Raw genomic sequence first — 24,700 nt, forward strand, 5'->3', positions numbered from 1 at the left:
ATGAGAAGAGGAAGTAACGGCTAAACGCGCCCCGGCCGGGGCTGCCGGGCAAAAGTACGCAACCCCGCTACGCCAGCTACCGAAATCCCCAAATTCTGCCGGTGCCGCTCATGGCTGCGGGCAACGGGACTGCGTATAGCCCAGGGTTAAGCTTCTCACCTGTACCTTTTGCCTGTATCATGAAAAAGACCTTCGAAGACGAGTCCGACGCCCTTTCCACTTCGCCTGCCACACCCACCACGGACCAAAGCGCCTCCACCACTGCTCCTTCCTCCGAAAATACGCCTCCCGTGCCCACCGCCGGCAACGGTGCCCCCGACTATAGCCAGGTAAAGCTGAAAACTGAGCCGGAACTGCCTGCTCCCGACGGACCCGGTGGCAGCGCTACCGCCCCCGAAAGCGGCGGTGGCTACAGCGGCTAGCAATAACTACCGTTCATGTAAAAGGGCCACCGCAGCTACCCAGTTAGTTGCGGTGGCCCTTGCCTTTGCGGTTATACCAGAATTTACTCCAAGGGGTTAAAGGTGACAGACACGCGCATAACCGTGGGCACCCGCTTACCGCGCACAATAGCAGGGTACCAGGCTGGACCTTCCTTGAGCAGCCGGATGGCTTCCGCGTCGCACTCTTCCGATACCGGGCTAACAACTTTAATATCCTGCAACGAGCCGTCGGCGGCTACTACAAAGCGCAGCTTCACCACGCCCTCCACACCTTTGGCCCGGTCGGCTTCCGGGAACTTGAGCTCCTTTTTAAGGTAGCGCCGAAACGCCGCATGCCCACCCAATGGCACTGAGGCCAAGTCCGGGGAAGGCGGCATCTGCATGGCGGTGCGGCCCCCAGCTACCGGTGCTGCCGCAGCAGTTGCCGGCAGCTTGTCGGCTTTATTAGTAGCTGTAGCAGCCGTAGCCACTTCCGTAGATTTGATGGCGCTGCCAGCCATAGCTACAGCGGACGGCTTGACTCCTTCTACTCGCGGGGCTGGTAGTGCCGTAGCCAGCAGGGAGCCGCTGGGCCGGGGCTCCATAGCCGCTACCGCCACGGAATAAGCTTCGGCAGCTGGCTCAGCGGCATCGGAGGTAATGACAGGGGTTGATGTAGTGGTAGTAGCAGAGGCAAGTTGGTTGGTTGATAGTGAGTTGGTGGAAATGGCATTAGCTGGGTGCTGGGCAGTAGCTGAGCCTGCCAGCGCTGGGCCGACGTCCCTCATGCGGGGAGGCACAACGCGGCTCTGGTAAGCCACCTGAGGCTGCGGAAATACTGCTGTCAGGCCAGCATTTGGAGTTGCACTTGCTGCCGGAGCCGCTGCCACTGGGGAAGCAACCGGGGCCGCCGGGGTAGCAGAAGGAGCCGGCTTGTCTGCTGCCGCGGTAGCTGCTTGCGGAGCCAGTATGGGTACTTCGGCCGCGGTGTTGGCTACCGGGGTACGGCGAGCCATAAAAGGCCGGGAGTTCAGCCAGAAGACACTGGCCGCTGCCACCAGCAGCAGCAACGTAGCGGCTACCCCAGTCCAAGCGGCGTAGCGGTGCGAGTGCCGGGCGGCATCCACCGCCAGGCGCGTGTGCAAACGACTGCGCACGGAAGCCAGGCCACGCTCCGTAGTGGCGTAATCGGTGACGGACAAACCTTCCAGCACTTCGGCGCAGCGGGCACACTCACTGGTGTGGGCCTCCACATGATACTGCTGGGCGGGCACCAGCGTACCGGCAGCGTACTGGCGCAACAGCTCTGCCGACATGTGCTGGTCGGGGGCGGGCGGGGGCACAAGCGTGAGGTTACGAGGCGGCATCGGTAGGGTAAGATTCAAGCATGCGTTTAAGGTTGCGTTTGCCGTTTTGCAGGTAGCTTTTCACCAGGCTAAGATCATAACCGGTGGCGTCGGCAATGTCGCGGTAGCATTTCTGCTGTAAATAGAACATTTCCAGGCACTGGCGCTGCCCATCCGGCAGCTCGGTAAGAGCGTGCTCCAGGTAGCGGAGGCGGGCTTCGGTTGAGGCGGCTTCGTCGGGGTCATCAGGAGGTAGATGCCGGCCGGCCGCCGATTCCATATCCGTGGCGTCAGGAAAATGCAAGATAAGCGGGCCACCACCCTCCGGGCTGGTGCGCTGCCGGGCCCGCAGCACCATCAGACAGTAGTTGCGGGCAGTGGTGTGCAGCCAGGCCGTGAAGTTGTCTACCTCGTGGCGTCGGAGCTTTTCTACCAGCTGCTCGAAGAGCTGCATCACGGCGTCCTGGGCGTCTTCGTCGGGGCGCAGGTAGCGGCGGCAGATGGCAAATACCGCCGTCAGGTGCCGGTCATAGAGCATGCCCACGTCCTGCACGTCGCCGTGCTGGCGGTAGCGCAGCAGCAGTTCCTCATCGGAAAGCTCAGTGGGCGACTTGGAACGGCGGCGAAAAAACATAGACACGAGGGCCAGGCAGAATCTTTCCGAAGCTACGGTTTTTATGGGACCAAAAGGAGCAGTTGCTTAAAAATCAATGGGCCGCCTCTGGTGCGGAGCTTTTCACTGCCGGGAAATTTTGCGCCAGCCGTGTGCAATTCGAATAAGTACCGCATCAAAAGCATATCCATTCACTCTAACTCGTGTTCGTATGAAATGCCGTTATGTAGTACTGATTGCCAGCCTGCTGGCCACCGTGCCCACGCTGGCACAGTCGGTGAAGCCGTTGGTGCGCTCCACGTCTTCAGCGCAGACTACTTATTCCGTGCAGGGACGCGTCACGGATGCCACAGGGAAAAAGGCCGTTGGCCTGCCAGGGGTTACCGTATTAGTAAAGGGAACTACTATTGGCACGAGTACCGGATCGGATGGGCGTTACTCGTTGCAGGTTCCGGCAGAAAGTAAGGCGCTGACTTTCAGTTTTGTTGGTTACGTGACGAAAGACGTAAAGCTCACAGGGAAAGCCGTTGTCGATGTAGCTCTTTCGCCGGACATCAAACAGCTCAACGAGGTAGTTGTGACCGGCATCCAAGGCAGAGCAGCCGGGGTACAAATAAGCGGAGCCGCCACGGTGCAGCAGAGTAAAGAAGACCGAAAGGCAAGAGCCTATAGCAACAGTGTCGCCGGCTACCTGGCGCCGGCTCCCGAGCCCGGGGCTGGCGAATCCTACGCCGCCATTGCTGAAAACGGCTTCCGGACCGTAGGCAAAGAGCCCCTGAGCACGTTCAGCATTGATGTGGACGCGGCCAGCTACAGCAACGTGCGGCGCTTTCTGCAGCAGGGCCAGTACCCGCCCCGCGACGCCGTGCGGGTAGAAGAAATGCTCAACTACTTTCAGTACGACTACCCACAGCCGGCACCCGGCACCTCGGCGCCATTTCACATCATCACCGAGCAGGCCCAGTGCCCCTGGAACAACGAGCATCAGCTGGTGCAAGTGGCGCTGCAGGCGCGCAAAGTAGCCACCGAAAAGCTGCCACCCGCCAACCTGGTTTTTCTGGTGGATGTATCGGGCTCGATGCAGGGCGAAGACCGGCTCGGCCTGGTAAAGCAGGCGCTACGGCTGCTCACCAAGGAGCTGCGTCCTCAGGATAAAGTTGCCCTGGTCGTCTATGCCGGCGCGGCTGGTACGGTGTTGCCGCCTACGGCCGGCAGCAAGCGGACCGATGTTCTAGCTGCCATTGAACAGCTGGAAGCGGGTGGTTCTACGGCCGGCGGCGCGGGCCTGCGCTTGGCTTACCGCGTAGCCCGGGAAAACTTCAACCGCGAAGGCAACAACCGCGTGATTTTGTGCACCGACGGGGACTTCAACGTAGGTGAGCAGAGCGACGACGCCATGGAGCGGCTCGTTACCGAAGAGCGCGAAACCGGCGTGTTCCTGACAGTGCTGGGCGTGGGCCAGGGCAACTATCAGGACAAAAAAATGGAGCTGCTGGCCGATAAGGGCAACGGCAACTACGCCTACCTCGACAACCTGGATGAGGCCCGCCGGGTGCTGGTGCAGCAGTTTGGTGGAACCCTGTTCACGCTGGCCAAGGACGTAAAGCTGCAGGTGGAGTTCAATCCGGCCCGGGTGCGCGAATACCGCCTCGTAGGCTACGAAAACCGCCTGCTGGCCGCCGAAGATTTCAACAACGACCGCAAAGACGCCGGGGAGCTAGGCTCCGGGCATACCGTAACGGCCCTCTACGAAATCGTGCCCGTTGGCGCTCCTGCCACCGTAGACCCCTTGAAATACCAGCCCAACCCACCTGTAGCCCCGGCTGCGGCATCTGCCGAGCTGCTCACCGTGAAGCTGCGCTATAAAGAGCCACAAGGCCTCACCAGCAAGCTGCTGGCTCACCCTCTGACCGGCGAGGCCCGCCCAATCCGGCAGGCCAGTGAAAATCTGCGGTTTGCAGCCGCGGTAGCGCAGTTTGGTATGCTGCTACGGCAGAGCGACTACCGAGGCACTGCTACCTGGGAGGCTACTGCGCAACTGGCCTGGCAAGCCAAATCGTTTGACCCCGATGGCTACCGCGCCGAAATGGTGCGCCTCATCAAGCTGGCCGAAGGAATCCGGCCCACGCCCAACGACTACGGAAGCCGTTAGGCCTATCGAAAAAATAATTTAAAAAAATGCTCGGAGCCGTGTGGAATAGTTCGGGAGACGGCATCTATCTAAATACCTTCCTCACCTCACAGACTTTTGCATGCAGGTTTCTGCCATGCTAAACCAACGCCTTGGATGTTGAGTCAAGAGGCATCAGACAGTAAACTTCTCTACGTCGACATGTGGTGACCGGCAGCGCTTGGCGCTGCTGGCACCAGGGCAGACCGGGCTACCAACTCACTCACCGGCATAGCCACCGTTTCAACGCATCTGATTGCAGCCAGATGCCCCCTTACTTGAAACGGTGGTTCCGGTCTGCCCTATGTTATTATCCATTTAGTGCCTTATAGTTCTCTGGTTATTATTAGTTCAGCTATCCAGTTTATCCCGCAGCCGGCCCATGCAGGAGAGGCAGAAGCCGGCCTCCGGAACCGCACGTAAAAAGCCCCGCTACGTTTGTAGCGGGGCTTTTTGCTGAACTGGCGGGAGAGAGGCCGGGAGTTAGAAGGAGAAATTCACGGCCGCCTTAATTACGCGGTTCTGCGCGTCGAAGCGGTTGTTCTTATCCAGGGACGACAGGCCATAGTCGTAGCCGGCACTCAGGCCGAAGCCGCTGTCGAACTGGTAGCCCAGGCCGCCGGTTACGGCAAAGTCCACGGGGCGGAACTGGCTTTTGATGTCGAAGTCGTGCTGGTAGGCCGAGAAACCCAGGGCGCTGGCTTCCACACGGGCCTTGTTGCTGAGCAGGATAGAAGCCTGCGGACCAGCATAGATGTACAGGCCAGGCGTGAGATGGGCTTTGGCAATCAGCGGAATATCAAGGTAAGCCATGCGGGCAGTAGCCGTTACTTTGGCATTCAGAAAGTCAAGCTGTTCGAAGGGAAGCGTACCAGCCAGGCGCATGCCCTTCTCGGAGTACTGCACGCCAGGCTCAATGGAGAACTTGTCGCCCAAAGGCAGCGTGGCGTACACCCCGGCGTGGAAGCCGGGCTTCATTTCGCGGGTCACGCTTCCCTGGCTCAGGTCGGCCAGGTTTTGCAGACTTTCCACCGCGTCTCCCGACCAGTCGGCCACGTTCAGGCCGGCCTTAATACCGAATTTCACGCCGGAGCTGGAACTGGCGGGTGAGTAGGAAGAGCGGGCCGGAGCCGGATAGCCCACGCGGTGCGTTTGCACAGTGCGGGTCTGGGCCTCGGCGGCGGTGAAGGAAGCAGCAACAAAAAGGCAAGCAGCGGCCAGGCGGCCAAAAAGACGCGTGTTCATGGCAGTAAGATCTAGGAGTTCCGGTATGTGGAAAAGCGTCGGGGCTGCGTGTGCACGTGCAGCCGGCCGGCTTCGGAGAGGTACTAATGGAAAACCGTGCCAAAAATGAAAAACGGCCTTTGCAGGCTAAAAAACGGCTATGGCTGGGGCGTCGGCGGGGTAGCTCGCAAAAGAATTAGAGAAAACTGGGTTACGTAACGGCCACTGCGGTATGAAAGAAACCGGAAGCGCTACCGAAGTACTTCACCTAAGCCGGACGTTTGATAAGTCCGTTTGTTTGCCGGAACGGCTTGTTTTTCAACGCGAAGAGAAACACCGTCGGCCCTCCTGCCTGCACTGTCGCGAGTGAGGCAGGAGCTTGGTCAGGGCAGACACCCACGTGAAGCCTTTTCCTGTTTCACCCACTTCTTTCTGCTACTCTTATGAACCGCTTGCTGCCCCTGTGTGGGTTGCTGGCTGGCGCGTGGCTATTGCCCGCCTGCTCCCAGCAGTACTCTACCGAAGACCAGAACCAAGTTGCGGCTGCTCCCGCCTATACGGAGCTGCAACCGGACTCCGAAGCAGTGGCTCCGCCGATTGAGCGGCCCGCTGCCCCCCGCGATAATTACGCCGTCGTGCACGAAAATGCCTTTCTGGAAGCCCGGCGCAACCCGCTTAGTACCTTTGCCATTGATGTAGACCCGGCTTCCTACGCCAACGTGCGGCGCTTCCTCACCCAGGACCGGCAGCTACCTCCCGCCGACGCCGTGCGGCTGGAAGAACTCGTCAACTACTTTCACTACCGCTACCCGCAGCCCACGGCGGGGCCGGCTTCTCTGAACGCGGAAGTAGCCCAGTGTCCCTGGAATCCGGCGCATCAGCTGGTGCTGGTAGGCGTGCAGGGGCGCGAGGTGCCTACGGCGCAGCTACCGCCCGCCAACCTGGTGTTTCTCCTGGATGTATCAGGTTCCATGAACGAGCCCGACAAGCTGCCCTTGCTCAAGGAATCGGTACGGGCGCTGGTACAGGGCGCTCTGCGTCCGCAGGACCACGTGTCTATTGTAGTGTATGCCGGGGCTGCCGGACTGGTGCTGCCGCCTACGTCTGGCGCGGAGCCCGAGAAAATTCTGGCGGCGCTGGATGGGCTGGAAGCCGGAGGCTCTACGGCCGGGGGCGAAGGCCTGCGCTTGGCCTACAATATCGCCCGGCAGCATTTCCTGTCTGGGGGCAACAACCGCGTAATTCTGGCCACGGACGGCGACTTCAACGTGGGCGAGCAAAGCGACGCTGATATGGAGCGGCTTATCACGCAGGAGCGCCAATCGGGTGTGTTTTTATCGGTGCTGGGATTTGGCCGTGGCAATCTGCAGGATAGCAAGATGGAGCTACTGGCCGATAAGGGCAACGGCAACTACGCCTACCTCGACAACCTGCGTGAGGCCCAGCGGGTGTTGGTACAGCAGTACGGCGGTACCCTGTTCACGCTGGCCAAGGATGTGAAAATTCAGGTAGAGTTCAACCCGGCCCTGGTGCAGCAATACCGCCTCCTGGGCTACGAAAACCGCCTGCTGGCAGCCGAGGACTTCAACAACGACCAGAAAGATGCCGGGGAACTGGGCTCCGGCCAGCAAGTAACGGCGCTGTATGAAATAGTACCCGCCGGGAGCCGGCCCGCGCCCACTTCCTCAACCGATGCCCTGCGCTACCAGCAACCTGCCTCCGTTGCCTACACCGCTACTGATGAGCTCCTGACGGTGAAGCTGCGCTATCAGGAGCCACAGGGCAGCCCTAGCCGGCTGCTCACGCTGCCCGTGCGCGGCGTACGGTTTGCCGAGCCCATCGAGCACGCCTCAGACAACCTGCGGCTGGCCGCCTCCGCCGCTCAGTTTGGCCTGCTGCTGCGGCAGTCAGCCTACCGCGGCTCAGCCTCCTGGCAGAATACCGCTGCCCTGGCCGGCAGTAGTACCCAATCAGACCCGGATGGCACCCGGACCGAGTTTCGGGAGTTGATAGCTCAGGCAGAGGCCTTAAGCCAAGCGGGCAAGCAGTAGATAAGGAGAGCCGCTGCCTGCCTTTGGTAAGCTGATCATGCTCTATTCGAGGCAACAACTTTCTGCCGCGCCTCCGCTATTCCCGCCCCCGGGCTGGTTGTAGAAGAAACCCAGATGCTGGAGGCGCGGCCGGAGCGGGTGCCACCGGGGCCGGCTGCACTGGCAGCATCTGCGGAAAGCGGGCTGGTGCTTGCGTTGTATCGACCAATTGGAGCAGCCGGGGCGCCAGTGCCTCTACCGAATCGGGCTGGAAGCGCAGCTCAGGTACCAGCAGCTGTACTGAGGCTGGCCTCAGTGCAGTAACAGCCTGCACAGCCGAGTCGGGGGCTACGGTCTGGGATTCGGCGGGCGGGGCAACTACGGCGGGAGGAGTAGCTAGGCGGTGCTCCAGCTCGGCCAGCAGAAACTCGGCATCGGTACGCAGCTGGGGCTGCTTAAACAGTGCCACGGCCAGTTGGACCTGGTCCCGGGCTTCGGGCAGGCGCTTCAGCTCCAGGTAGTCGTAGGCCAGCTGGAAGTGCGCCAGCGCGTAGTCCTTGCGCAGGGCAATGGACCGCTCGTAGGCCGCGGCACTGGCCGGAAAGTCGCCGAGGCGCATAAAGGCATAGCCCAGGGCGTAGTAGGAGAGGTAGTCGCCGTAGCCGTGGCCGTGCGCCACGCGGTAGTGGCTCACCATGCGCTGAAACAGCTCATCCTCCGAAAACTCCTCCTCCGAGCAGGCGCACTGCTGGAGCTCGAAGTAATAGTCGGCCAGGGCTTTTTCCACTTTGTAGTTTGCCGGAAAGCGGCGGTGCAGGGAATCGAGCACCTGGCCTACCGGAAACTGGTAGCTTACCGAGTCGGACGCGTGGCGGCGCAGGGAGTCGAGCGACTCCGTGAGAGTCAGGTCTTTAAAATTAAAGGCCCGGAAATTCTGCTGCTGGGTATGGTAGCGCAGGGCAATATCGGCGGCACGGAGGGCTACGGCTGGCTGGCGGTGCCAGGGGTCGAACACCTGCAGAAGCTGGAAGGCGGCTTCGTACTTGCGCCAGGCCAGCAGGGCATCGGCCTGCTTGAGCACAGTGGCTTCGGTAGGCGAAGTTTGCGCCCACGCCCCGGCCGAAGCGGCGCACCAAACCAGAAAGCACACAAAACCGGAGCGCATCAGAAACCGACAAATAAGCTGCCGAAGATACGCCGCGCCCGCGGGAAACCGAGTTTAGCCGGGGGGTAGCCTTGCTATGGAATAAGCCATCTGAAGCAGGGGTTTACCTTGAAAAACGATGCAGCGCCTTCGAAAGCAGCCGGAGAAAATGACCCGGCGCACCGTTAAAAAATTGAACGGACGTCGGTTTCTGATAAAAACCAAGCCCGGAGAAATGAAAGATTTCCTGCCTGCTCATTTGGAATTGTGAAAGCCAGCGCCCACCTTGCTCCTGCAAAGCACCTGATCCTCATGCCTCAGCCCACGAGCCGCTTCTTTTTTAGCTTTTATTTCTACTACGCCCACGCGTAGTCGAGCGGCCCCTCTGTAGCTTTTCCTCCCCGAAACTTCAGCGCCTCTCGACCAGCTCGGGAGGCGCTTTCTTTTTGACTTTGACTGATGCCCGCTTCTTCCACCAGCTTCTGTTTCTACGGCTATTACTGCTTCTTTTTTAGGAAGCAGCCGGCCCGCTGTTGCTGATGACGAACCAAGCGCATCAACTCTCAACAACCAGGGCCCCGCACCACGGAGGCCCTTTTTTCTTGCTCACTATGTCGTCCACCCCGCTTTCTGCCATTGCCATTCAGGGCTACGCCGGTTCCTTCCACGAGCAGGCCGCCCGCCTGCACTTTGGGGCCGAGCCCACACTGCAGCCCTGCGCCACCTTTCAGGAAGTGGTGCAGCGCGTGGCCGATGGGCGCGCCTCGGCCGGGCTGATGGCCATAGAAAACACGCTGGCTGGCAGCATCCTGCCCAATTACCTGTTGCTACAGCAGGGCACGGTGCGCGTGACGGGCGAAATCTACCTGCCTATCCGCCAGCACCTGCTGGCGCTGCCGGGCCAGACCCTGGCCGACATCAAGGAAGTCCACTCCCACCCCATGGCCCTGCGCCAGTGCGGCCCCTTCCTCGACCAGCACAGCTGGCGCCTGGTAGAAACCGACGACACCGGCCGCAGTGCTCAGCGCGTGCGCGACGAGCTGCAGTGGGGCGTGGCGGCGGTAGCCGGGGAGCAGGCCGCCCACCTGTTCGGGCTGGAGCTGCTGGCCCCCGATATCCACGCCGACCCCGGCAACTACACCCGCTTCCTGGCCTTGGCCCCGGCCACTACCGAAGCTCCCGCCCTGCCCCAGGCCGATAAAGCTTCCCTGTACTTCCACACGGCCCACGCCCCGGGCACGCTGGCGCGGGTGCTCACGCGCATTGCCGGGCACGGCCTCAACCTCACCAAGCTGCAGTCGAGTCCCCGGCCGGGGCAGCCCTGGCACTACTCCTTCCATATCGATGTGGAGTTCGACAACGTGTACCATCTGCACGAGCTGCTGGCCGAGCTGCCCGAACTTACCGAGGATTTGCAGGTGCTGGGCATCTACCACCGCGGCGAAATGAACGAGCTGCTGCCCGCACCCGCCGAGCCCACGGCCGCCTGTTACTAATACCCGCCCGAATTGGTTATCCACCCATGAACGTGACTCCCGCTTCCCGCCTCCGCCACACCGGCGAATACTACTTCTCGCAGAAGCTGCGCGAGCTGGCGGCCATGCAGCAGGCTGGCGCCAGCATCATCAACCTCGGCATTGGCTCCCCCGACTTGCCCCCGCACCCCAGCGTGACGGCGGCCCTTACCAGCTCGGCGACGCTGCCCACGGCCCACGGCTACCAGGGCTACCAGGGCACGCCCGCTCTGCGCGGGGCCATAGCCGAGTGGTACGGGGCTAGCTACGGGGTGCTGCTCAATCCCGCCACCGAAGTACTGCCGCTGCTGGGCTCGAAGGAGGGCATTATGCACGTGGGCATGACGTTTCTGGAGGCCGGCGACACGGTGCTGATTCCAAACCCTGGCTACCCCACCTACCGGGCCGTGGCTCAGCTTTGCGGGGCTACCGTGCGCGAGTACGACCTCACCGCCGAAGCCGGTTGGCTGCCCGACCTGGAGGCTCTGGCGCAGTCGGACCTGGCGGGCGTGAAGATGATGCTGGTGAATTACCCCCACATGCCCACCGGCACCCGCGCCGATTTGGCGTTCCTGTCGCGGCTGGTGGCGTTTGCCCGAAAGCACCAGATCATGCTGGTCCACGATAATCCGTACAGCTTCATTCTCAACGACGAGCCCACGAGCCTGCTGGCCGTTCCCGGTGCCCGTGAAGTAGCTTTGGAGCTGAACTCCTTGAGCAAGAGCCACAACATGGCCGGCTGGCGCGTGGGCATGCTGGTCGGCCGCGCCGACTGGCTGCAGGAAGTGCTGCGCTTCAAGAGTAACATGGACTCGGGCATGTTTCTGCCGGTGCAGCAAGCCGCCGTGGCCGCCCTCCGCCTCGATGACGAGTGGTACGCTGAACTGAACGCCGTGTACCGCCGCCGTCGCGCCCTGGTGCTGGAGCTACTGCAGGCCCTGGACTGCACTCCCGACCCTGAGCAAACTGGTCTGTTCGTGTGGGCTGCCGTGCCGGCTTCGGTAGCCGATGGCTACGCGCTGAGTGATGAGGTGCTGCGCGAAACGCACGTATTTATCACCCCGGGCGGCATCTTCGGCTCGAATGGCAACGGCTACGTGCGCGTGAGCTTGTGCCAGTCGGAAGAGGTGCTGAGCCAGGCGCTGGAGCGCATTGCCCAGTGGCAGCAGCGGCAACCTGCAACCACACTCAGCCGATGAAAACCGTTACGATAATCGGGCTGGGACTGATTGGAGGCTCTTTGGGGCTCAGTCTGCGGCAGCTTGGGCTGGCCACGCACATCATCGGCGTAGACCAGAATACCGATAACGCCCGCCGAGCTCAGGAATTGGGCTTGGTAGATGAAACCACTGCCGACCTGGCCGCTGCCGTGCGCCGCGCCGATCTGGTGGTGGTAGCCGTGCCCATGGATGCCATGCTCACGGTGGTGCCCCAAGTGCTGGACGAGGTAAAGCAGCAAGTCGTTATCGATGTGGGCTCGACCAAGGCCACGCTGCTGGCTCATTTGCAGGAACACCCGCGCCGCAGCCGCTTTGTGGCCGTGCACCCCATGGCCGGCACCGAATACTCGGGGCCCGAGGCGGCGGTGCCTGACCTGTTTGCCGACAAAACCCTGGTGGTCTGCGACGCCCAGTACAGCGACGCCGACGCCGTGCAGCTCGTGGAGCGGGTTTTTCAGGGTCTGGGGATGCACCTGCTGTTTCTGGACGCGGCCGACCACGACCTGCACGCGGCTTACGTCTCGCACATTTCGCACATCACCTCCTTCGCCCTGGCCCTCACGGTGCTGGAGAAAGAAAAAGAGGAGCAGCGCATTTTCGATCTGGCCAGCGGGGGCTTTGCCTCCACGGTGCGCCTGGCCAAAAGCTCCCCGGACATGTGGGTGCCCATCTTCCGCCAAAACCGCCTCAACGTGCTTGATGTGCTTGACGAACACCTCCACCAGCTCCAGAACCTGCGCAACCTCATTGCCCGCGAGGATTTCGACGGGCTGCACCGCGCCATCGAGCAAGCCAACCACATCCGCAAGATTCTGCCCTGATGCGCAATAGAAAACGTCCGTCATGCTGAGCGAAGCCGAAGCATCTCGCGTGCTGATGTTGTGGCAGTAGTCAGTTTACTACACTAGCGAAATTTCTCGGCTACGCTCGGAATGACGTTCTAAACGGTTCAAAACCAAAAAATCAACCCTTTCAGACATTCAACCCTCCATCATATGAACGCTCAGACAACCGCAACTCCGCAAACGCCCGAACCCATGCAGTCGGCATTGTTCAACCGCCAGCCCAACGACAAGCCCTACCTGATTTCAGGGCCGTGCTCGGCCGAAACCGAGGAGCAGGTAATCGAAACCTGCCAGCGCCTGGCGGCCACCGGCAAGGTACAGGCGTTGCGCGCCGGCATCTGGAAGCCCCGCACCAAGCCCGGCGGTTTCGAGGGCGTGGGCACCAAAGGCCTGCCCTGGCTCAAGAAAGCCAGTGAGCTGACGGGCCTGCCCGTGGCGGTGGAAGTAGCCACGGCCAAGCACGTGGAAGACTGCCTCGCCTTCGGAGTGGACATCCTGTGGGTGGGTGCCCGCACCACCGGCAACCCGTTTTCGGTGCAGGAAATTGCCAACGTGCTACGCGGGGTGCAGGTGCCGGTGCTGGTGAAAAACCCCATTCACCCCGAGCTGGAGCTGTGGGTGGGCGCCGTGGAGCGCCTGCAGAAAGCCGGCCTGGAGCAGGTGGGCCTCATTCACCGGGGCTTCTCGAGCTACGGCAACACCGACTTCCGCAACGCCCCAATGTGGCACCTGCCCATCGAAATGAAGCGCCGCTTCCCGGATATGCCCCTGCTCTGCGACCCCAGCCACATCTGCGGCCGCCGCGACACGCTGTTCGGCGTAGCGCAGCAGGCCCTCAACCTGGGCTTCGATGGCAACATGATTGAAAGCCACATCGACCCCGATAACGCCTGGAGCGACGCCAAGCAGCAGATTACCCCCGAGGTGCTGGGCCAGCTGATTGAGGACCTGGTGTGGCGCCACGAAACCACCGACCAGCGCGAGTTCCTGACGGCCCTGTCCGGTTTCCGTGAGCAGATCAACCAGCTCGACGCCGAGATTATTCAGCTGTTGGGCCGCCGCATGGGCATTGCCGAGAAAATCGGACAGTACAAAAAGGAAAACGACATCACCATTCTGCAGACTAGCCGCTGGAACGAGGTGCTGGAGCGCAGCCTGCGCCAGGGGGCCTCGGTGGGCCTCACGCCGGAGTTTGTGGAGCAGTATCTGGCGGCCGTGCACCTGGAGTCTATTACCCACCAGAACAAGGTGATGGAATAAAAGGCAGGCTTCAAGACAAGCGGTAATAATCTGTACAGAAAAGCCCCGAAATGCCATGCAATGCGTGGTGTTCCGGGGCTTTTTACGTCTGTTATGTATCTGCCTGGATACTTGGTGGAGCTGCTCCTGGCAGGGCAGACAACGGAAAAGCAGTTGTGCCGGCAGCTGGCAGCCCAAGCAGGATAAATACTTTTCTCATTATTCGGCCGCTGGCTGGCGACCTTGCAACCATTTACCCGGCCGCCTACTCTGCCTTTCAACCATGACCACCACGCCCGCACCCATCCGTTGCCTGATTGTGGATGATGAGCCCCTGGCCCACCAGGTGCTCAGCCAGTTTATCGGGCAGACGCCCGGCCTCACGCTCTCGGGCAAGTGCCGCAACGCCATGGAGGCCTACGAGCACCTGGCCCAGCAGCCCGTAGACCTGATGTTTCTGGACATCGAAATGCCTTTGGTAACGGGGCTGCACTTTCTTAAAAGCCTGCAGCAGCCGCCTAAAACCATTTTCACCACGGCCTACCGCGAGTACGCCTACGAAGGCTTCGAACTGGATGTGGTCGACTACCTGCTCAAGCCCTTCAGCTACGAGCGGTTTATGAAAGCCATTGCGCGCCTGCCTGCTGCCCAGTCCGCTCCAGCCACCGACGCCGAAACCGGGAAATATCTGCTGGTGAAAGAGCGCCAAGGTTTGCTGAAGGTGCCGCACGGCGACGTGGTATACGTGGAGGGCTGCAAGGACTACGTGAAAATCACGACGGCCACCAAAACTTACCTGCTCCACCAGACTATGAAGGAAATGACGGAGGTGCTGGGCGGGGCCTTCCTGCGGGTGCACCGCTCCTTTATTGTGGCGGCGGCCCACATCAAAATGCTGCAGCCCGACAACGTGCTGCTCCAGGACAACACGCTCATTCCCATCGGCAACTCCTACCGGGCCGAGCTGCTGGCTTACTTCCGAAAATAGCTTCTCACTATCTTTTCTCTCCCTCACCGTTCTATGTTCCGCAAAACTCTTTCTCTGCTGGTGCTGCCGCTGCTATGGGCCGGCACCACCCTGGCCCAGACGCTCAACCAGCCCAAGCTCGACAGCCTGCTCACGTCCCTCGACGCGCATCACAAAGCCATGGGCAGCCTCACACTGGTGCAGAACGGCCAGGTAATCTACTCCCGAACCACCGGGCTGGCGCAAACTAAGCCCACGACTACACCAGCCACGGCGGCCACGCGCTACCGGGTGGGCTCAGTAAGCAAGCTGATAACGGCCACGATGGTGATGCAACTGGTAGAGGAAGGCAAGCTGAAGCTGGACGCGCCCATTGCCACTTGGTTTCCGCAGATGCCCAACGCCGCCAAAGTCACGGTGCAGCAGCTGCTTATGCACCGCAGCGGCCTGCACAGCCTCACTGCCGATGAAGCCTACCTGCAGTACATGACCCAGCCCAAAACCCAGGCCGAGCTGCTGACGATTATGGCCGCTGCCCCGCCCGATTTTGAGCCCGGTGCCAAGTACGAGTACAGCAACACCAACTACGTGCTGCTCGGCTATATCGTCGAGAAAGTCACCAAGCAGCCCTATGCCCAGGCCCTGCAGAAGCGCATTGCCGACAAGCTTAAGCTGAAAGACACCTATTACGGCAGCCGCATCGACGCCAAGAAGCACGAGGCCGCCTCCTTCAAGTGGAACGGCACCAGCTGGGAAACGCAGCCCGAAACCGACATGAGCATTCCGGGCGGCGCCGGCGCCGTGGTGTCCAACTCCCAGGATCTGGCGCGCTTCATGGAAGGCCTGTTCTCGGGCAAGCTCGTGAAGCCCGCCACCCTGCAGCAGATGCAGGCTGTGCAGGACGGCTACGGCCTGGGCATGATGATGATGCCCTTCAACGGCCGCAAGAGCTACGGCCACTTCGGCATCATTGATGGGTTCCGCGCCGGCTTGATGCACTTCCCGGCCGAAAAGCTGACGGTAGCCTATTCCGGCAACACTCCTTACTCCACCAACGACGTGCTGCTGGGCGTGCTGTCCATCTACTTCAACCTGCCCTACCGCCTGCCCGACTTCAGCTCCGTCACGCTCACGGCCGCCGACCTGAAGCCCTACGTAGGCACCTACGCCAGCGCCCAGATGCCGCTGAAAATCAATGTGACGGTGGAAGGCAACACCCTCATGGGTCAGGCTACCGGCCAGGGCGCCTTCCCGCTTACCCCCAAGTCCAAAACGCAGTTTGTGTTTCCCGAAGCCGGCCTGCAGATGGATTTTGACGCCGAAAAACACACGTTTATTTTGCGCCAGGCCGGTGGCCAGAGTTTGTTCACCCGGGAATAGCGCCCCCAGATTTTCATTCCGTCGGCCCCGCCTATGCAACCCGCACAGGCGGGGCCGACTGGCTTCCGGCCAACGCTATTTGGCTTCCTGTAACACGATGTCGCCACTGTCGAGGGCGCCCTGGGGTACGGCGCGGCTTTGGCTGCCGCGCACCAGCCGGAACTTGCGGAAGTAGGCCGGCAGTCCTTCCACGTTCAGGTCAGGGCCGGTGCGCAACTCGTAGTGCAGGTGCGGGAAGTACGAGCTGCCCGAGGAGCCCACGTGGGCGAGTACCTGGCCGGCGCGCACCTGGTCGCCCACCTTCACCTGCACGCTACCCTGCCGGAGGTGGCCCAGCAAGCTGAACTCGCCCTGCCCGTGGTCGACAACCACGTAGTTGCCGTAGAGCAGCAGCGGGTCTTTGCCCACCATATCACGCGGGTTGAAGTAGTCCTGGCCGTTGTCGTTGTCAGGCTGCTGGGCGTAGGAAGCTACTATTCGCCCCGCGGCCGGGGCCTGCACGGGCTGGTTGAAGCCGAAGTAGTCGGTGTTCTTTTTACCCTCGCCGGTATGCTTGTCGCCGGCCTCGTTCACCACCACAAAATCGTGGGCGTAGCGCATGAAGTTGCTGCGGATGCCCACTTGCTTGGCTACAGGGTGCTGGAAGTCGAGGCGGCGGTGGTGAGCGTGCTCATCGTGCCCGTCCCAGATCAGCAGGCGCCCTTTGAGAGGAATGGTTAGCGCCGCTTTGGGCTGGTAGCGTTCCGGCCGTACCTCTAGGGTTTGTGTCACCTCGGCCTGTTTGCTGGTCTGAAACTCGAAGGTGTAGCGCAGCCGGGTTACGTCCACATCCGCCGGAAACGTGTGGAACGGGTTGAACACCAATGCCGGCTGCCCCGGCGCAAACACCCGGTGCGAGAGGCTGGTCACGCTGGGGCTGAACCCATTGTTGTCGACGAACTTACGCACCACCAGCGCCCCGGCCTTATCATACACCGATACTTCCACTTTCTGCAGCCAGAGCGAGTCGGCGCCGGCCTGCACCTGGAAGTCGAAGTTGAGGCGGGAGCCGGCCCGCTCTTCCAGCAGCACGCGGGTGGGCGCCACGGTTACGGTCACGGGTTGGGGTTGGTCGGCGGGGGCCGTCATAGCAGCGGCCAGGGCCAAAAGGTAGGGAAACAGCATGGGGCGGAAAAAAGAGAAGATGTTTCCGGCAGATGCTGCTCCAGGGCCTGGGGTTGCCTGCAGGTAATGGACCGGCTTGGGCAGGCCACAAAAAAGCCCCCTGCAGAAACCTGCGCGGCGCTTTGCTTTATATCCTTCTGGAAACCAATCAGGCATTGACCGCCTTGCCGCCGTTGGGGTGTAGCGTTTGGCCGGTAAAATAGAAGCCGTCTTCCGAGGCCAGAAACACGTAGGCTGGAGCTACTTCCGAAGGCTGCCCGACGCTACGGATTTTACGCGGATGCCCTTGGAAGCCAGCTGCACGGCCACGGCCGGCCGATGCCGGAGTCGCCGCCCGTGATAAGGGCAATTTTGCCCCGGAGCTTGTTGGGGCCTTGGTAGCCGGGGCGGATAAACTCGGGCTGCGGGGTCATGCTCGATTCCCGGCCTGGCTGTTCGTCCTGGTGCTGGGGCGGAAAAAGCGTTGGTTTATCGGACATAGCAAGCCGCTAAAGGCGTGTTTTGGTGAGCTTTGCCTAACGCTCTGCCCGTTGCAGGGGTTATAGCCGGGGCGGCGCCACAGTGGACCTGCGTACCTTGCTCGTTCATTTGCGCGCCCGGCATTTACCTGGCCGGGTCGCCCTCTGTTGCTTATGCTTGATCCAGCCGCCGCGCCGCCCATTCACCGCCACTTTCTGCTGCACAAGCCCTACGGCTACCTCAGCCAGTTTCGGAGCGAGGCACCCCGCGAGGTCCGTAAAAAGCACTTTTTGGGCGAGCTGTACGACTTTCCGGAGGGTACCATGGCCATCGGCCGCCTGGATGAGGCCAGCGAAGGACTACTGCTGCTCACTACTGATGGCAAGCTGAGCGAGCTGGTGCGCAGCCGCCACGTGGAAAAGGAATACTACGCCCAGGTAGATGGCCTGATAACCGACGAAGCCTTGTCGCAGCTCCGGGAAGGCGTGGAAATCGGGCTGCACGGCGACAAGTACCGCACCCTCCCCTGCCAGGTGTACCGCCTGCCCGCCGCGCCCGACCTGCCGGCCCGCGCCCGCCGCATCCGCGACGAGCGGCACGGCCCCACCAGCTGGGTAAGCATCACCGTGACGGAAGGCAAATACCGGCAGGTACGCAAGATGACGGCGGCCGTGGGTTTTCCTACCCTGCGGCTGGTGCGCGTGCGCATTGGCGAGGTCACGCTGTCCGGGCTGGCAGGCGGCGCAGTGCGGGAGGTACCCGACTTCGGCCCTCTGGGCTGATATAAAACACTGCCCGAAGCTGGCCGGGGAAGTTTGCCGATATTCGCGCCGCGCCGACAAAACCTGTTCCCGGCGCCCCATCTTATGGACGTAAAAGACAGCAACGGCGCCCTGCTGCAGGACGGCGACTCGGTGCACATCATCAAAGACCTGAAAGTGAAAGGCTCTTCCACCGTGCTCAAGCGCGGTACGGTGGTCAAGAACATTCGCCTTACCAACAGCCCTGAGGAAGTGGAAGGCCGGGCCGGGGGCTCGATGATGGTGCTCAAAACCGCTTTCGTGAAGAAGGCCTAACCCTCAGCTGGCCATCCAGCACCGGTGGCTCCGGTCAGCGGCAGGGCGTACTTGCCGGAATAAGCATTAGCTTTGCACTACCGTAGCTCAGCACCCGGGCACTTAGCCGATGGTTTGAGCAACCGAGGGCGGCCGCGGACTAAGGTTCCGCGCCGACTCCACGCCGGCTTTATCTTCTATCCAATATATTGGCAGCCCGGAGTGAACCTTCAGGAGATTAAGCGTGTATATTTTCATTATCTAGTGCCCCTTTCTCCCGGCTTTGCTCGTCTAAGCGGATATCATCACGACTACACCACCACATGGCCAGATCACAAGCCACCTTCGGCAAGAAGGAAAATGAAAAAAAGCGCCTGAAAAAGCGCAACGATAAGGCTGACAAAAAGAAGAGCGCCAGGCCAACGCCAAAAAAGGGCAGAACCTGGAAGATATGCTGGCCTATGTAGATGAGGATGGCAACATCACCGCTACGCCTCCGGACCCTACCAAGAAGAAAAAGGAAATCAAGGTAGAGGACATCCGCATCAACGTGATGAAGCAGGAAGACATGGCCCCGGAAGACCCTATCCGCAAGGGCGTGGTGTCATTCTTCAATGACTCCAAGGGATACGGCTTCATCAAAGACCAGCAAACGCAGGAAAGTATTTTCGTGCACGCCAACAACCTCATCAATCAGATCAAGGAAAATGATAAGGTTTCGTTTGAGGTGGAAATGGGCCCGAAAGGCCCCGCTGCCGTGCGCGTGAAGCTGGAAAGCTAAGCCTGTTCTGTTATTTGCTATAAAGACGCCTGCCGTACCGTGCTCTGCGCGGACCGGCAGGCGTTTTGGCATTTTTGCCAGGGTATCCTCCTTAGTTGGGGTGCCGGCCTTGGCGCTGTCTCCATACAACTCTCACTAGCTTTGCTGGCGGCCCGGCGCTTTGGCGGAAGGCCAGTTTTCTTTTCTGCCTGCCCATGAGCCAATTGCCCCACGACCCCGCCGCCGAGAAAGAAGGCCTACACCCCCGCAACCGCCACCGGGGCCAGTACGATTTTGCCCGGCTCAGTCAGGTGATGCCGGAACTGGCGCCTTTGTGGCCATAAATCAGTACCAGACCACCACCATCGACTTTGCTAATCCTGCGGCGGTGAAGGCCCTGAACAAGGCCCTGCTCAAGCAGTTTTACAACGTGCCCAACTGGGATATTCCGGCCGGCTACCTCACGCCGCCCATTCCGGGCCGCGCCGACTACGTACACTACACGGCCGATCTGCTGGCCAGCGTGAACGAAGGTGTGGTACCCACCGGCCGTATGGTACGGGTGCTGGACGTGGGCGTGGGCGCCAACTGCATCTATCCCATCATCGGGCACCGGGAGTACGGCTGGAAGTTTGTGGGCTCCGATGTGGACCCGGCGGCCGTGCGCATGGCCCGGCAGATTGCAGCTAGCAACCCTTCCCTCGCGGGTGCGGTGGAAGTACGCCTCCAGCCCAAGTCTACCGACATCTTCAGCGGAATGGTGAAGCCCAACGAGTTCTTCGACCTGACTTTGTGCAATCCGCCTTTCCACGGCTCACCGGCCGAGGCCGAGGCCGCCGGCCAGCGCAAGGAGCGCAACCTGGGCACGGCCAAAACCGCTCCGTCCACTCCCAACTTCGGGGGGCAGTCGTCGGAGCTGTGGTACCCTGGCGGCGAGGCCACGTTTCTGTGGCGCATGGCTGAGGAAAGTGCCCTCAACCGTCATAACTTCTTCTGGTTTACCACCCTGGTATCGAAAAAGGAAACCCTGCCCGGCCTGTACAAGTCGCTGAAGAAGCTGCAGGCCACCGACGTGCGCACCATTCCTATGACCCAGGGCCACAAAATCAGCCGCCTCGTAGCCTGGACGTTCCTTGACGCGGAGCAGCAGCAAGCCTGGCGCACCAAGCGCTGGGGCGCTCAGCCAGCACCGCAGGTATAAAACATGCACTGAGCGGCGCAGCAAAATCGGTTTTTCGTCTTGCAGCTCACATCATCAGGGGATTGACGGGCAGGTGGCGCGTGGCGTACCTTTCGCTTTGCCGGGCGCCACCGCCACCAAGCGCCGGCAGCCTGCTATGATTCTTGCCGCTTCTGCTCCTGTCTCCCGCTTCGAAACCCTGCGCCGGTGTGCTTCTGACCCCAATGCCTACGCCGCGCTGCAACCCAACCTGCGGTACTTCGACCACCCGGCTGGCTTCCTGGCTTACCGCCGTACGCTGGCCGGCAATGTGGTCCTCGGCGACCCTATTGCCGGGCCCGTTGAGCGACCGGCTCTGCTGCGGGCCTTTCTGCAGCAGCATCCCCGAAGTATATTCGGGTACTTGAGTGAAGATGCCGCCGCGGCTCTGGCGCAGGCTAGTGCGCACCCCATGCGGTTTGTGCGCATTGGTACGGAGCGCTGCCTGGATCTGACGTGTCCGCGGGTATTTTCGGCCTCCACGCGGGGAGCCCTGAAAAAGGCTGGTAAGGCTCAGCTTAACCTGGCGGAGCGCAACTTGGCCGAGCTGAGTGCCACCGAACGGGAGCAGCTGCAAGCCATCAACCAGGAGTTTATTCGCCTGTCGCCAGCCCAGAAAGAAATTGGCTTTATCTCCCGCTTGCTCCAGTTCACGCATGAGCCCGACGTACGTTTTTTCGTCATTCAGGCCGGGCCTGAACGCACGGCGCTGGGCTTTTGCGTGCTCGACCCTTGGTACCAGGATGGGGGGCTGAAGGGCTACCAGCTGCACCAGTTCCGGCTGCTGCCCACCAAAATCTGGGGCGTATTCTTATCAGTAGTAGCTATGCTGGCCGGGCAGCTCCAGGCAGAAGGCTACCAGTACCTGTCGCTGGGTGGGTGCATCGGCCCTGCCAGCGGCAGTCAGCTGCTGCCGGCCTCCTCGGTCTACGACTACTGCCGGGACGTAACGTTCCGCCTTATTGACCGCTACCACCCACTCACCAACCTGTCAAAAAGCAAGCACGAGTTTGCGGGCTTCGACATGCCCCGTTATCTGGCAGCGCCGCACCGCCTGCCGCTGCTGCCCCTGGCCCGGCTGGCGCGCGCCAACCATATTCTGTAGCGCGCAGGCAGCTTATCACAGCCAGGGCCCGGCGGCCGAAGCTATACATGCTTCGGCCGCCGGGCCCTGATTTACGTAGGTCTTTGCCCTAAATGCTGGCGCCCTCGGTGGAGCTCAGCGTCTCGCCGGTGTTGGCGTCTATGTCGGGAGCTGTAGCGAAGCTGCCGCGTCGGGCTGCGAGGTAACCCAGGCCCAGCGCAACGAGGGCGGAGCCGCCCACCACTTTCTGGGTGGTGCTGAGCTTCTTGATTGACTTCACGGCCCCGGTAAACATGGTTTTCTTCTTTTTTCCGATTTTGGCTTTTTTCTTCTTGGTCATGGCTATTGCAGGTAAATGAACGAGACGGATGCAGTACAAAAAAGCATGATACCGGTATCCGCAATTCGCCGGCTCAAGGTTGCCGCAAACGCAATTCTTAACATTAAATCCGACCGAGGCGGGTGATGCCGGCCGCTACAGGTCGTCGGGGCTGGCGGCGGGTTTCTTGCCGAATTCGCCCGCTGCTTTGCCTGTTTTAGCGGCTTTACGGCTTTTTCGGGGTGCTTCGGCCGGCACGGAAGCTGTTGCCGGCGCGGGCTTGGCGGTTGGCGGCGGGGGCGTTGCTTTAGCGGTGGGCTTGGGCTGCCACGGCAGGTTCAGGCCTGCCAGCAGCGAGTTGACACCGTCATCCTGCTTGGTCTTATCCAGGTAGAAGTAGCCGGCGGCCAGCAATACCAGGCCGCCTACCAGCTTCTGGCCGGTGCTGAGCTTGGCTATTTCATTGGTTACCTTCCGGTAGTTGCGGATGGAAAGAGCCGCTACCTCGAACAGGTCCTCCGATACAGTGTCTTTCTTCGAGTGCTTCTTTTTGTGCTTGCCCATAGCGTACCTGGTATAGCGAAACGACGGCGCCGTCGGCATCAACCGGCAGCATAGCGTATTCGGAGCCCGGCCCCGGAAGGTTTCCCCTTTTGCCAGCACCGAAATCAGCTGCTGCCCGGCATTGAAGCCCGAACGGACATTCCCGCTGCGTTTCGGCAACAGGCCTCTGCCGGCCCTGTAGGCGTTCTTCCGGGCAAAACCGTATTTTGGCCTCTGGTGTAGTGTTTATCCTGAGTTATGCTTACTGTATTTCTTCGTGCCCTGTTTGGCAGCCTGTTTTTCGTGCTTCTGGCCGGCTCCGGCTACGCGCAAACCGCTCTTTCGGAAGCGGAGCTGAGCGCCTTCTACGAACAGCTCAATGCCTACCGCACGGCGCGCTACCAGCCGCTGCCCGATCTGGAGGCCATCCGGCTGCCTTCCACCTTTTCGGGGGCCGATTTGCAGGCCCTGCACCTGCGGGAGCGGCACATTGTACGCGTAGACCTGGTGTACACGGCCTTCCGCCTGAACCCAACCTTCGACCAGCGCCAGCTCAACCTGAGCCGCATCCGCAACCTGGCGGCGGGCCTGCCGGGTCTGCTTCAGGATGAGTCCATTACCTGGACGCTGGTGGAGCAAACCGGCTGCAACAGCCCCGCGGAGTGCCAGCCTTTCTTCCATGGGTTTGTGGTGTACGTGGCCCGGCACGCCACTGCCGCTACCAGTCGCGCCGACCTCGACAGCCTCACGCGCAAGCTGCGCCTGCTGGATAAAAAGCTGGCGAAGAAAAAAGCCGCCCGCAAAAAGCAAGGCAAGAAGGTAGCGTGTAATCTACCCTTTACCCGGGCCTCCACCCGCCAGATGGCCCGCCACCTGCGCCGGACGTACCGGTGCCCCCAGCGCATCGGGCAGATCATCCGGTTTGAAATGTCGGTGGATGAGCACGGTGCTACCCGGCAGGTGCGGGTGCTGCCCAACAGCAAGCTTACGTGCCCCGCAGAGCTGGAAGAAGCCATCCGCCAAAGCGTGGTGTTTGCCTCGGGGTTCTACATTCACCGGCGCCAGTTTCCATTTGAGGTGAAGGGCGCTGTGCGGCTGCCACTGGGGCCGTTTCAGCTGCTGGGCCGCCCCGATCTGGCCATTACCGACTTTTCCCTGCCCGACTCCGTGGCTCGCCTCTACCGCGTGTTTCTGAAAAAGAAGGGCAAGCGGAACTATTGTGAGGCCCGCATTACCCCGGCCGGAGAGCTGCTGGCCGACACCACGGCCCCCGAGCTGGTGCTGCCGCCCGATGCCAACGTGGTAGCCCGCGTGATGCAGCGCCACCCCGAGTGGAGCAAGGAAGTGGTGGTGACGGACGTGACCGGCAGCATGTTTCCCTACACCTACGACCTGCTGGCCTGGCTGCAGCTGAGCGTCCTCGAAGACAAGAAAACCTTCGTGTTCTTCAACGACGGCGACGACCAGCCCGACAAAACCAAGCACATCGGCAAAACCGGGGGCTTCTACTCCGTGAAAACCGACAGCTACGAGGCCATCAAGAACAAGCTGGTGGAAGCCATGAAGGCCGGCGGGGGCGGCGACGCGCCCGAAAACGACGCCGAGGCCCTGCTCCACGCCCAGCAGCTCACCTCCGACTCCACCGACCTCATCCTCATTGCCGACAACCACACCTTCCCGCGCGATACCCGACTGCTCAAAAACACCACCGCCCACGTGCGCATCATCCTGTGCGGGGTGCACGACTACATCAACCCCCGGTACCTGGCCCTGGCCCGCAAGCATGGCTTCAGCCTGCACACCATGGAAGCCGATTTGCTCGATCTGAGCAAGCTGCTGGAAGGCGAAACCATTACCATCCAGGGCCAGCTGTACCAGGTAACCCGGGACGGATTCAAGCTGGTGCGCAAGACGTGAGCAGCCAAGTAGGGGAAGCAGGCAACGCGTAACAACCAGAGTAACTGGCGCTCCTGGCTGATACGC

At 61.2% G+C, this 24,700-nt stretch carries 22 protein-coding genes and 2 pseudogenes; 16 read left to right on the forward strand and 8 right to left on the reverse strand.

Annotated features, from left to right (window positions below):
- The first annotated feature begins 179 nt into the window (after positions 1-179).
- Positions 180-422, forward strand: a complete 243-nt coding sequence (locus LRS06_RS10200; RefSeq protein WP_257871391.1) for a hypothetical protein — start codon at positions 180-182, stop codon at positions 420-422.
- Between the two features lie 83 nt (positions 423-505).
- Here the strand turns inward: LRS06_RS10200 and LRS06_RS10205 are convergent, their stop codons facing one another.
- Both LRS06_RS10205 and LRS06_RS10210 read right to left on the reverse strand, forming a co-directional pair.
- A complete protein-coding gene (locus LRS06_RS10205) occupies positions 506-1,789 on the reverse strand; it encodes a TonB family protein (protein WP_257871392.1) in 1,284 nt (427 codons plus the stop codon).
- Positions 1,776-2,402, reverse strand: coding sequence for an RNA polymerase sigma factor (locus LRS06_RS10210; RefSeq protein WP_257871393.1), 627 nt, complete (start codon positions 2,400-2,402; stop codon positions 1,776-1,778). Before LRS06_RS10210 ends, LRS06_RS10205 begins: the two co-directional genes overlap by 14 nt.
- Before the next feature lie 190 nt (positions 2,403-2,592).
- On the opposite strand from LRS06_RS10210, the gene LRS06_RS10215 reads away from it, so the two are divergent.
- Positions 2,593-4,533, forward strand: a complete 1,941-nt coding sequence (locus LRS06_RS10215) for a von Willebrand factor type A domain-containing protein (protein ID WP_257871394.1) — start codon at positions 2,593-2,595, stop codon at positions 4,531-4,533.
- 501 nt (positions 4,534-5,034) lie between these two features.
- Here LRS06_RS10215 and LRS06_RS10220 read toward each other — a convergent pair.
- Positions 5,035-5,796, reverse strand: coding sequence for a porin family protein (locus tag LRS06_RS10220; RefSeq protein ID WP_257871395.1), 762 nt, complete (start codon positions 5,794-5,796; stop codon positions 5,035-5,037).
- Between the two features lie 422 nt (positions 5,797-6,218).
- Here LRS06_RS10220 and LRS06_RS10225 point away from each other — a divergent pair, with 422 nt between their 5' ends.
- Positions 6,219-7,826 (forward strand): VWA domain-containing protein, encoded by a 1,608-nt coding sequence (locus LRS06_RS10225; protein ID WP_257871396.1) that lies wholly within the window; start codon positions 6,219-6,221, stop codon positions 7,824-7,826.
- Between the two features lie 76 nt (positions 7,827-7,902).
- On the opposite strand, the gene LRS06_RS10230 is transcribed toward LRS06_RS10225, so the two are convergent.
- Positions 7,903-8,970, reverse strand: a complete 1,068-nt coding sequence (locus tag LRS06_RS10230; RefSeq protein ID WP_257871397.1) for a tetratricopeptide repeat protein — start codon at positions 8,968-8,970, stop codon at positions 7,903-7,905.
- Between the two features lie 590 nt (positions 8,971-9,560).
- Between LRS06_RS10230 and LRS06_RS10235 the strand changes: the two genes are divergently transcribed.
- The 6 genes from LRS06_RS10235 (at position 9,561) to LRS06_RS10260 (ending at position 16,114) form a co-directional block, all read left to right on the forward strand.
- Positions 9,561-10,445 carry a prephenate dehydratase domain-containing protein gene (locus tag LRS06_RS10235; RefSeq protein WP_257871398.1) on the forward strand — a complete coding sequence of 295 codons (885 nt, stop codon included), beginning with the start codon at positions 9,561-9,563 and terminating at the stop codon, positions 10,443-10,445.
- A gap of 26 nt (positions 10,446-10,471) precedes the next feature.
- A complete protein-coding gene (locus tag LRS06_RS10240; RefSeq protein ID WP_257871399.1) occupies positions 10,472-11,662 on the forward strand; it encodes a pyridoxal phosphate-dependent aminotransferase in 1,191 nt (396 codons plus the stop codon).
- Positions 11,659-12,504 (forward strand): prephenate dehydrogenase, encoded by an 846-nt coding sequence (locus tag LRS06_RS10245; RefSeq protein ID WP_257871400.1) that lies wholly within the window; start codon positions 11,659-11,661, stop codon positions 12,502-12,504. The genes LRS06_RS10240 and LRS06_RS10245 overlap by 4 nt, the downstream gene beginning before the upstream one ends.
- A gap of 174 nt (positions 12,505-12,678) precedes the next feature.
- Positions 12,679-13,788, forward strand: a complete 1,110-nt coding sequence (locus LRS06_RS10250) for a bifunctional 3-deoxy-7-phosphoheptulonate synthase/chorismate mutase type II (RefSeq protein ID WP_257871401.1) — start codon at positions 12,679-12,681, stop codon at positions 13,786-13,788.
- Positions 13,789-14,050: 262 nt separating this feature from the next.
- The gene (locus tag LRS06_RS10255; RefSeq protein WP_257871402.1) at positions 14,051-14,755 is read left to right on the forward strand and encodes a LytTR family DNA-binding domain-containing protein; all 705 of its coding nucleotides are present in this window, start codon (positions 14,051-14,053) and stop codon (positions 14,753-14,755) included.
- Between the two features lie 33 nt (positions 14,756-14,788).
- On the forward strand, positions 14,789-16,114 hold the full coding sequence (locus tag LRS06_RS10260; protein ID WP_257871403.1) for a serine hydrolase: 1,326 nt from the start codon (positions 14,789-14,791) through the stop codon (positions 16,112-16,114).
- A 75-nt stretch (positions 16,115-16,189) separates the two neighbouring features.
- On the opposite strand, the gene LRS06_RS10265 is transcribed toward LRS06_RS10260, so the two are convergent.
- Positions 16,190-17,278 (reverse strand): M23 family metallopeptidase, encoded by a 1,089-nt coding sequence (locus LRS06_RS10265; RefSeq protein ID WP_257871404.1) that lies wholly within the window; start codon positions 17,276-17,278, stop codon positions 16,190-16,192.
- Positions 17,279-17,589: 311 nt separating this feature from the next.
- A pseudogene (locus LRS06_RS10270) lies at positions 17,590-17,757 on the reverse strand (NAD(P)-dependent oxidoreductase); the annotation flags it as partial.
- Between the two features lie 153 nt (positions 17,758-17,910).
- Here LRS06_RS10270 and LRS06_RS10275 point away from each other — a divergent pair.
- The 6 genes and pseudogenes from LRS06_RS10275 to LRS06_RS10295 all read left to right on the forward strand — a co-directional run bounded on the left by LRS06_RS10275 (position 17,911) and on the right by LRS06_RS10295 (position 21,876).
- Positions 17,911-18,519 (forward strand): pseudouridine synthase, encoded by a 609-nt coding sequence (locus LRS06_RS10275; protein WP_257871405.1) that lies wholly within the window; start codon positions 17,911-17,913, stop codon positions 18,517-18,519.
- A gap of 84 nt (positions 18,520-18,603) precedes the next feature.
- Entirely contained in the window at positions 18,604-18,813 is a 210-nt protein-coding gene (locus tag LRS06_RS10280; protein WP_257871406.1) for a zinc ribbon domain-containing protein YjdM, read from the forward strand.
- 302 nt (positions 18,814-19,115) lie between these two features.
- Positions 19,116-19,573 (forward strand): annotated as a pseudogene (locus LRS06_RS10285) (cold-shock protein).
- 194 nt (positions 19,574-19,767) lie between these two features.
- Positions 19,768-19,896 (forward strand): RlmF-related methyltransferase, encoded by a 129-nt coding sequence (locus LRS06_RS25385; protein WP_308239896.1) that lies wholly within the window; start codon positions 19,768-19,770, stop codon positions 19,894-19,896.
- Entirely contained in the window at positions 19,887-20,753 is an 867-nt protein-coding gene (gene rlmF / locus LRS06_RS10290) for a 23S rRNA (adenine(1618)-N(6))-methyltransferase RlmF (RefSeq protein WP_308239897.1), read from the forward strand. The genes LRS06_RS25385 and rlmF overlap by 10 nt, the downstream gene beginning before the upstream one ends.
- 136 nt (positions 20,754-20,889) lie before the next feature.
- A complete protein-coding gene (locus LRS06_RS10295) occupies positions 20,890-21,876 on the forward strand; it encodes a DUF2156 domain-containing protein (protein WP_257871407.1) in 987 nt (328 codons plus the stop codon).
- Positions 21,877-21,964: 88 nt separating this feature from the next.
- Here LRS06_RS10295 and LRS06_RS10300 read toward each other — a convergent pair whose 3' ends face one another.
- Together LRS06_RS10300 and LRS06_RS10305 are read right to left on the reverse strand one after the other, a co-directional pair.
- Positions 21,965-22,195, reverse strand: coding sequence for a hypothetical protein (locus LRS06_RS10300; protein WP_257871408.1), 231 nt, complete (start codon positions 22,193-22,195; stop codon positions 21,965-21,967).
- 135 nt (positions 22,196-22,330) lie between these two features.
- Positions 22,331-22,738, reverse strand: coding sequence for a hypothetical protein (locus LRS06_RS10305; RefSeq protein WP_257871409.1), 408 nt, complete (start codon positions 22,736-22,738; stop codon positions 22,331-22,333).
- Positions 22,739-22,975: 237 nt separating this feature from the next.
- Here LRS06_RS10305 and LRS06_RS10310 point away from each other — a divergent pair, with 237 nt between their 5' ends.
- Entirely contained in the window at positions 22,976-24,634 is a 1,659-nt protein-coding gene (locus LRS06_RS10310) for a hypothetical protein (protein ID WP_257871410.1), read from the forward strand.
- Positions 24,635-24,700: the final 66 nt, after the last annotated feature.

It is taken from the genome of Hymenobacter sp. J193, from assembly GCF_024700075.1.
Lineage (GTDB): Bacteria > Bacteroidota > Bacteroidia > Cytophagales > Hymenobacteraceae > Hymenobacter.

Excerpts from the sequence above, each read along its gene's own strand:
- LRS06_RS10200 (WP_257871391.1), top strand. The coding sequence starts at position 180 with ATGAAAAAGACCTTCGAAGACGAGTCCGACGCCCTTTCCACTTCGCCT.
- LRS06_RS10205 (WP_257871392.1), bottom strand. The coding sequence starts at position 1,789 with ATGCCGCCTCGTAACCTCACGCTTGTGCCCCCGCCCGCCCCCGACCAG.
- LRS06_RS10210 (WP_257871393.1), bottom strand. The coding sequence starts at position 2,402 with ATGTTTTTTCGCCGCCGTTCCAAGTCGCCCACTGAGCTTTCCGATGAG.
- LRS06_RS10215 (WP_257871394.1), top strand. The coding sequence starts at position 2,593 with ATGAAATGCCGTTATGTAGTACTGATTGCCAGCCTGCTGGCCACCGTG.
- LRS06_RS10220 (WP_257871395.1), bottom strand. The coding sequence starts at position 5,796 with ATGAACACGCGTCTTTTTGGCCGCCTGGCCGCTGCTTGCCTTTTTGTT.
- LRS06_RS10225 (WP_257871396.1), top strand. The coding sequence starts at position 6,219 with ATGAACCGCTTGCTGCCCCTGTGTGGGTTGCTGGCTGGCGCGTGGCTA.
- LRS06_RS10230 (WP_257871397.1), bottom strand. The coding sequence starts at position 8,970 with ATGCGCTCCGGTTTTGTGTGCTTTCTGGTTTGGTGCGCCGCTTCGGCC.
- LRS06_RS10235 (WP_257871398.1), top strand. The coding sequence starts at position 9,561 with ATGTCGTCCACCCCGCTTTCTGCCATTGCCATTCAGGGCTACGCCGGT.
- LRS06_RS10240 (WP_257871399.1), top strand. The coding sequence starts at position 10,472 with ATGAACGTGACTCCCGCTTCCCGCCTCCGCCACACCGGCGAATACTAC.
- LRS06_RS10245 (WP_257871400.1), top strand. The coding sequence starts at position 11,659 with ATGAAAACCGTTACGATAATCGGGCTGGGACTGATTGGAGGCTCTTTG.
- LRS06_RS10250 (WP_257871401.1), top strand. The coding sequence starts at position 12,679 with ATGAACGCTCAGACAACCGCAACTCCGCAAACGCCCGAACCCATGCAG.
- LRS06_RS10255 (WP_257871402.1), top strand. The coding sequence starts at position 14,051 with ATGACCACCACGCCCGCACCCATCCGTTGCCTGATTGTGGATGATGAG.
- LRS06_RS10260 (WP_257871403.1), top strand. The coding sequence starts at position 14,789 with ATGTTCCGCAAAACTCTTTCTCTGCTGGTGCTGCCGCTGCTATGGGCC.
- LRS06_RS10265 (WP_257871404.1), bottom strand. The coding sequence starts at position 17,278 with ATGCTGTTTCCCTACCTTTTGGCCCTGGCCGCTGCTATGACGGCCCCC.
- LRS06_RS10275 (WP_257871405.1), top strand. The coding sequence starts at position 17,911 with ATGCTTGATCCAGCCGCCGCGCCGCCCATTCACCGCCACTTTCTGCTG.
- LRS06_RS10280 (WP_257871406.1), top strand. The coding sequence starts at position 18,604 with ATGGACGTAAAAGACAGCAACGGCGCCCTGCTGCAGGACGGCGACTCG.
- LRS06_RS25385 (WP_308239896.1), top strand. The coding sequence starts at position 19,768 with ATGAGCCAATTGCCCCACGACCCCGCCGCCGAGAAAGAAGGCCTACAC.
- LRS06_RS10295 (WP_257871407.1), top strand. The coding sequence starts at position 20,890 with ATGATTCTTGCCGCTTCTGCTCCTGTCTCCCGCTTCGAAACCCTGCGC.
- LRS06_RS10300 (WP_257871408.1), bottom strand. The coding sequence starts at position 22,195 with ATGACCAAGAAGAAAAAAGCCAAAATCGGAAAAAAGAAGAAAACCATG.
- LRS06_RS10305 (WP_257871409.1), bottom strand. The coding sequence starts at position 22,738 with ATGGGCAAGCACAAAAAGAAGCACTCGAAGAAAGACACTGTATCGGAG.
- LRS06_RS10310 (WP_257871410.1), top strand. The coding sequence starts at position 22,976 with ATGCTTACTGTATTTCTTCGTGCCCTGTTTGGCAGCCTGTTTTTCGTG.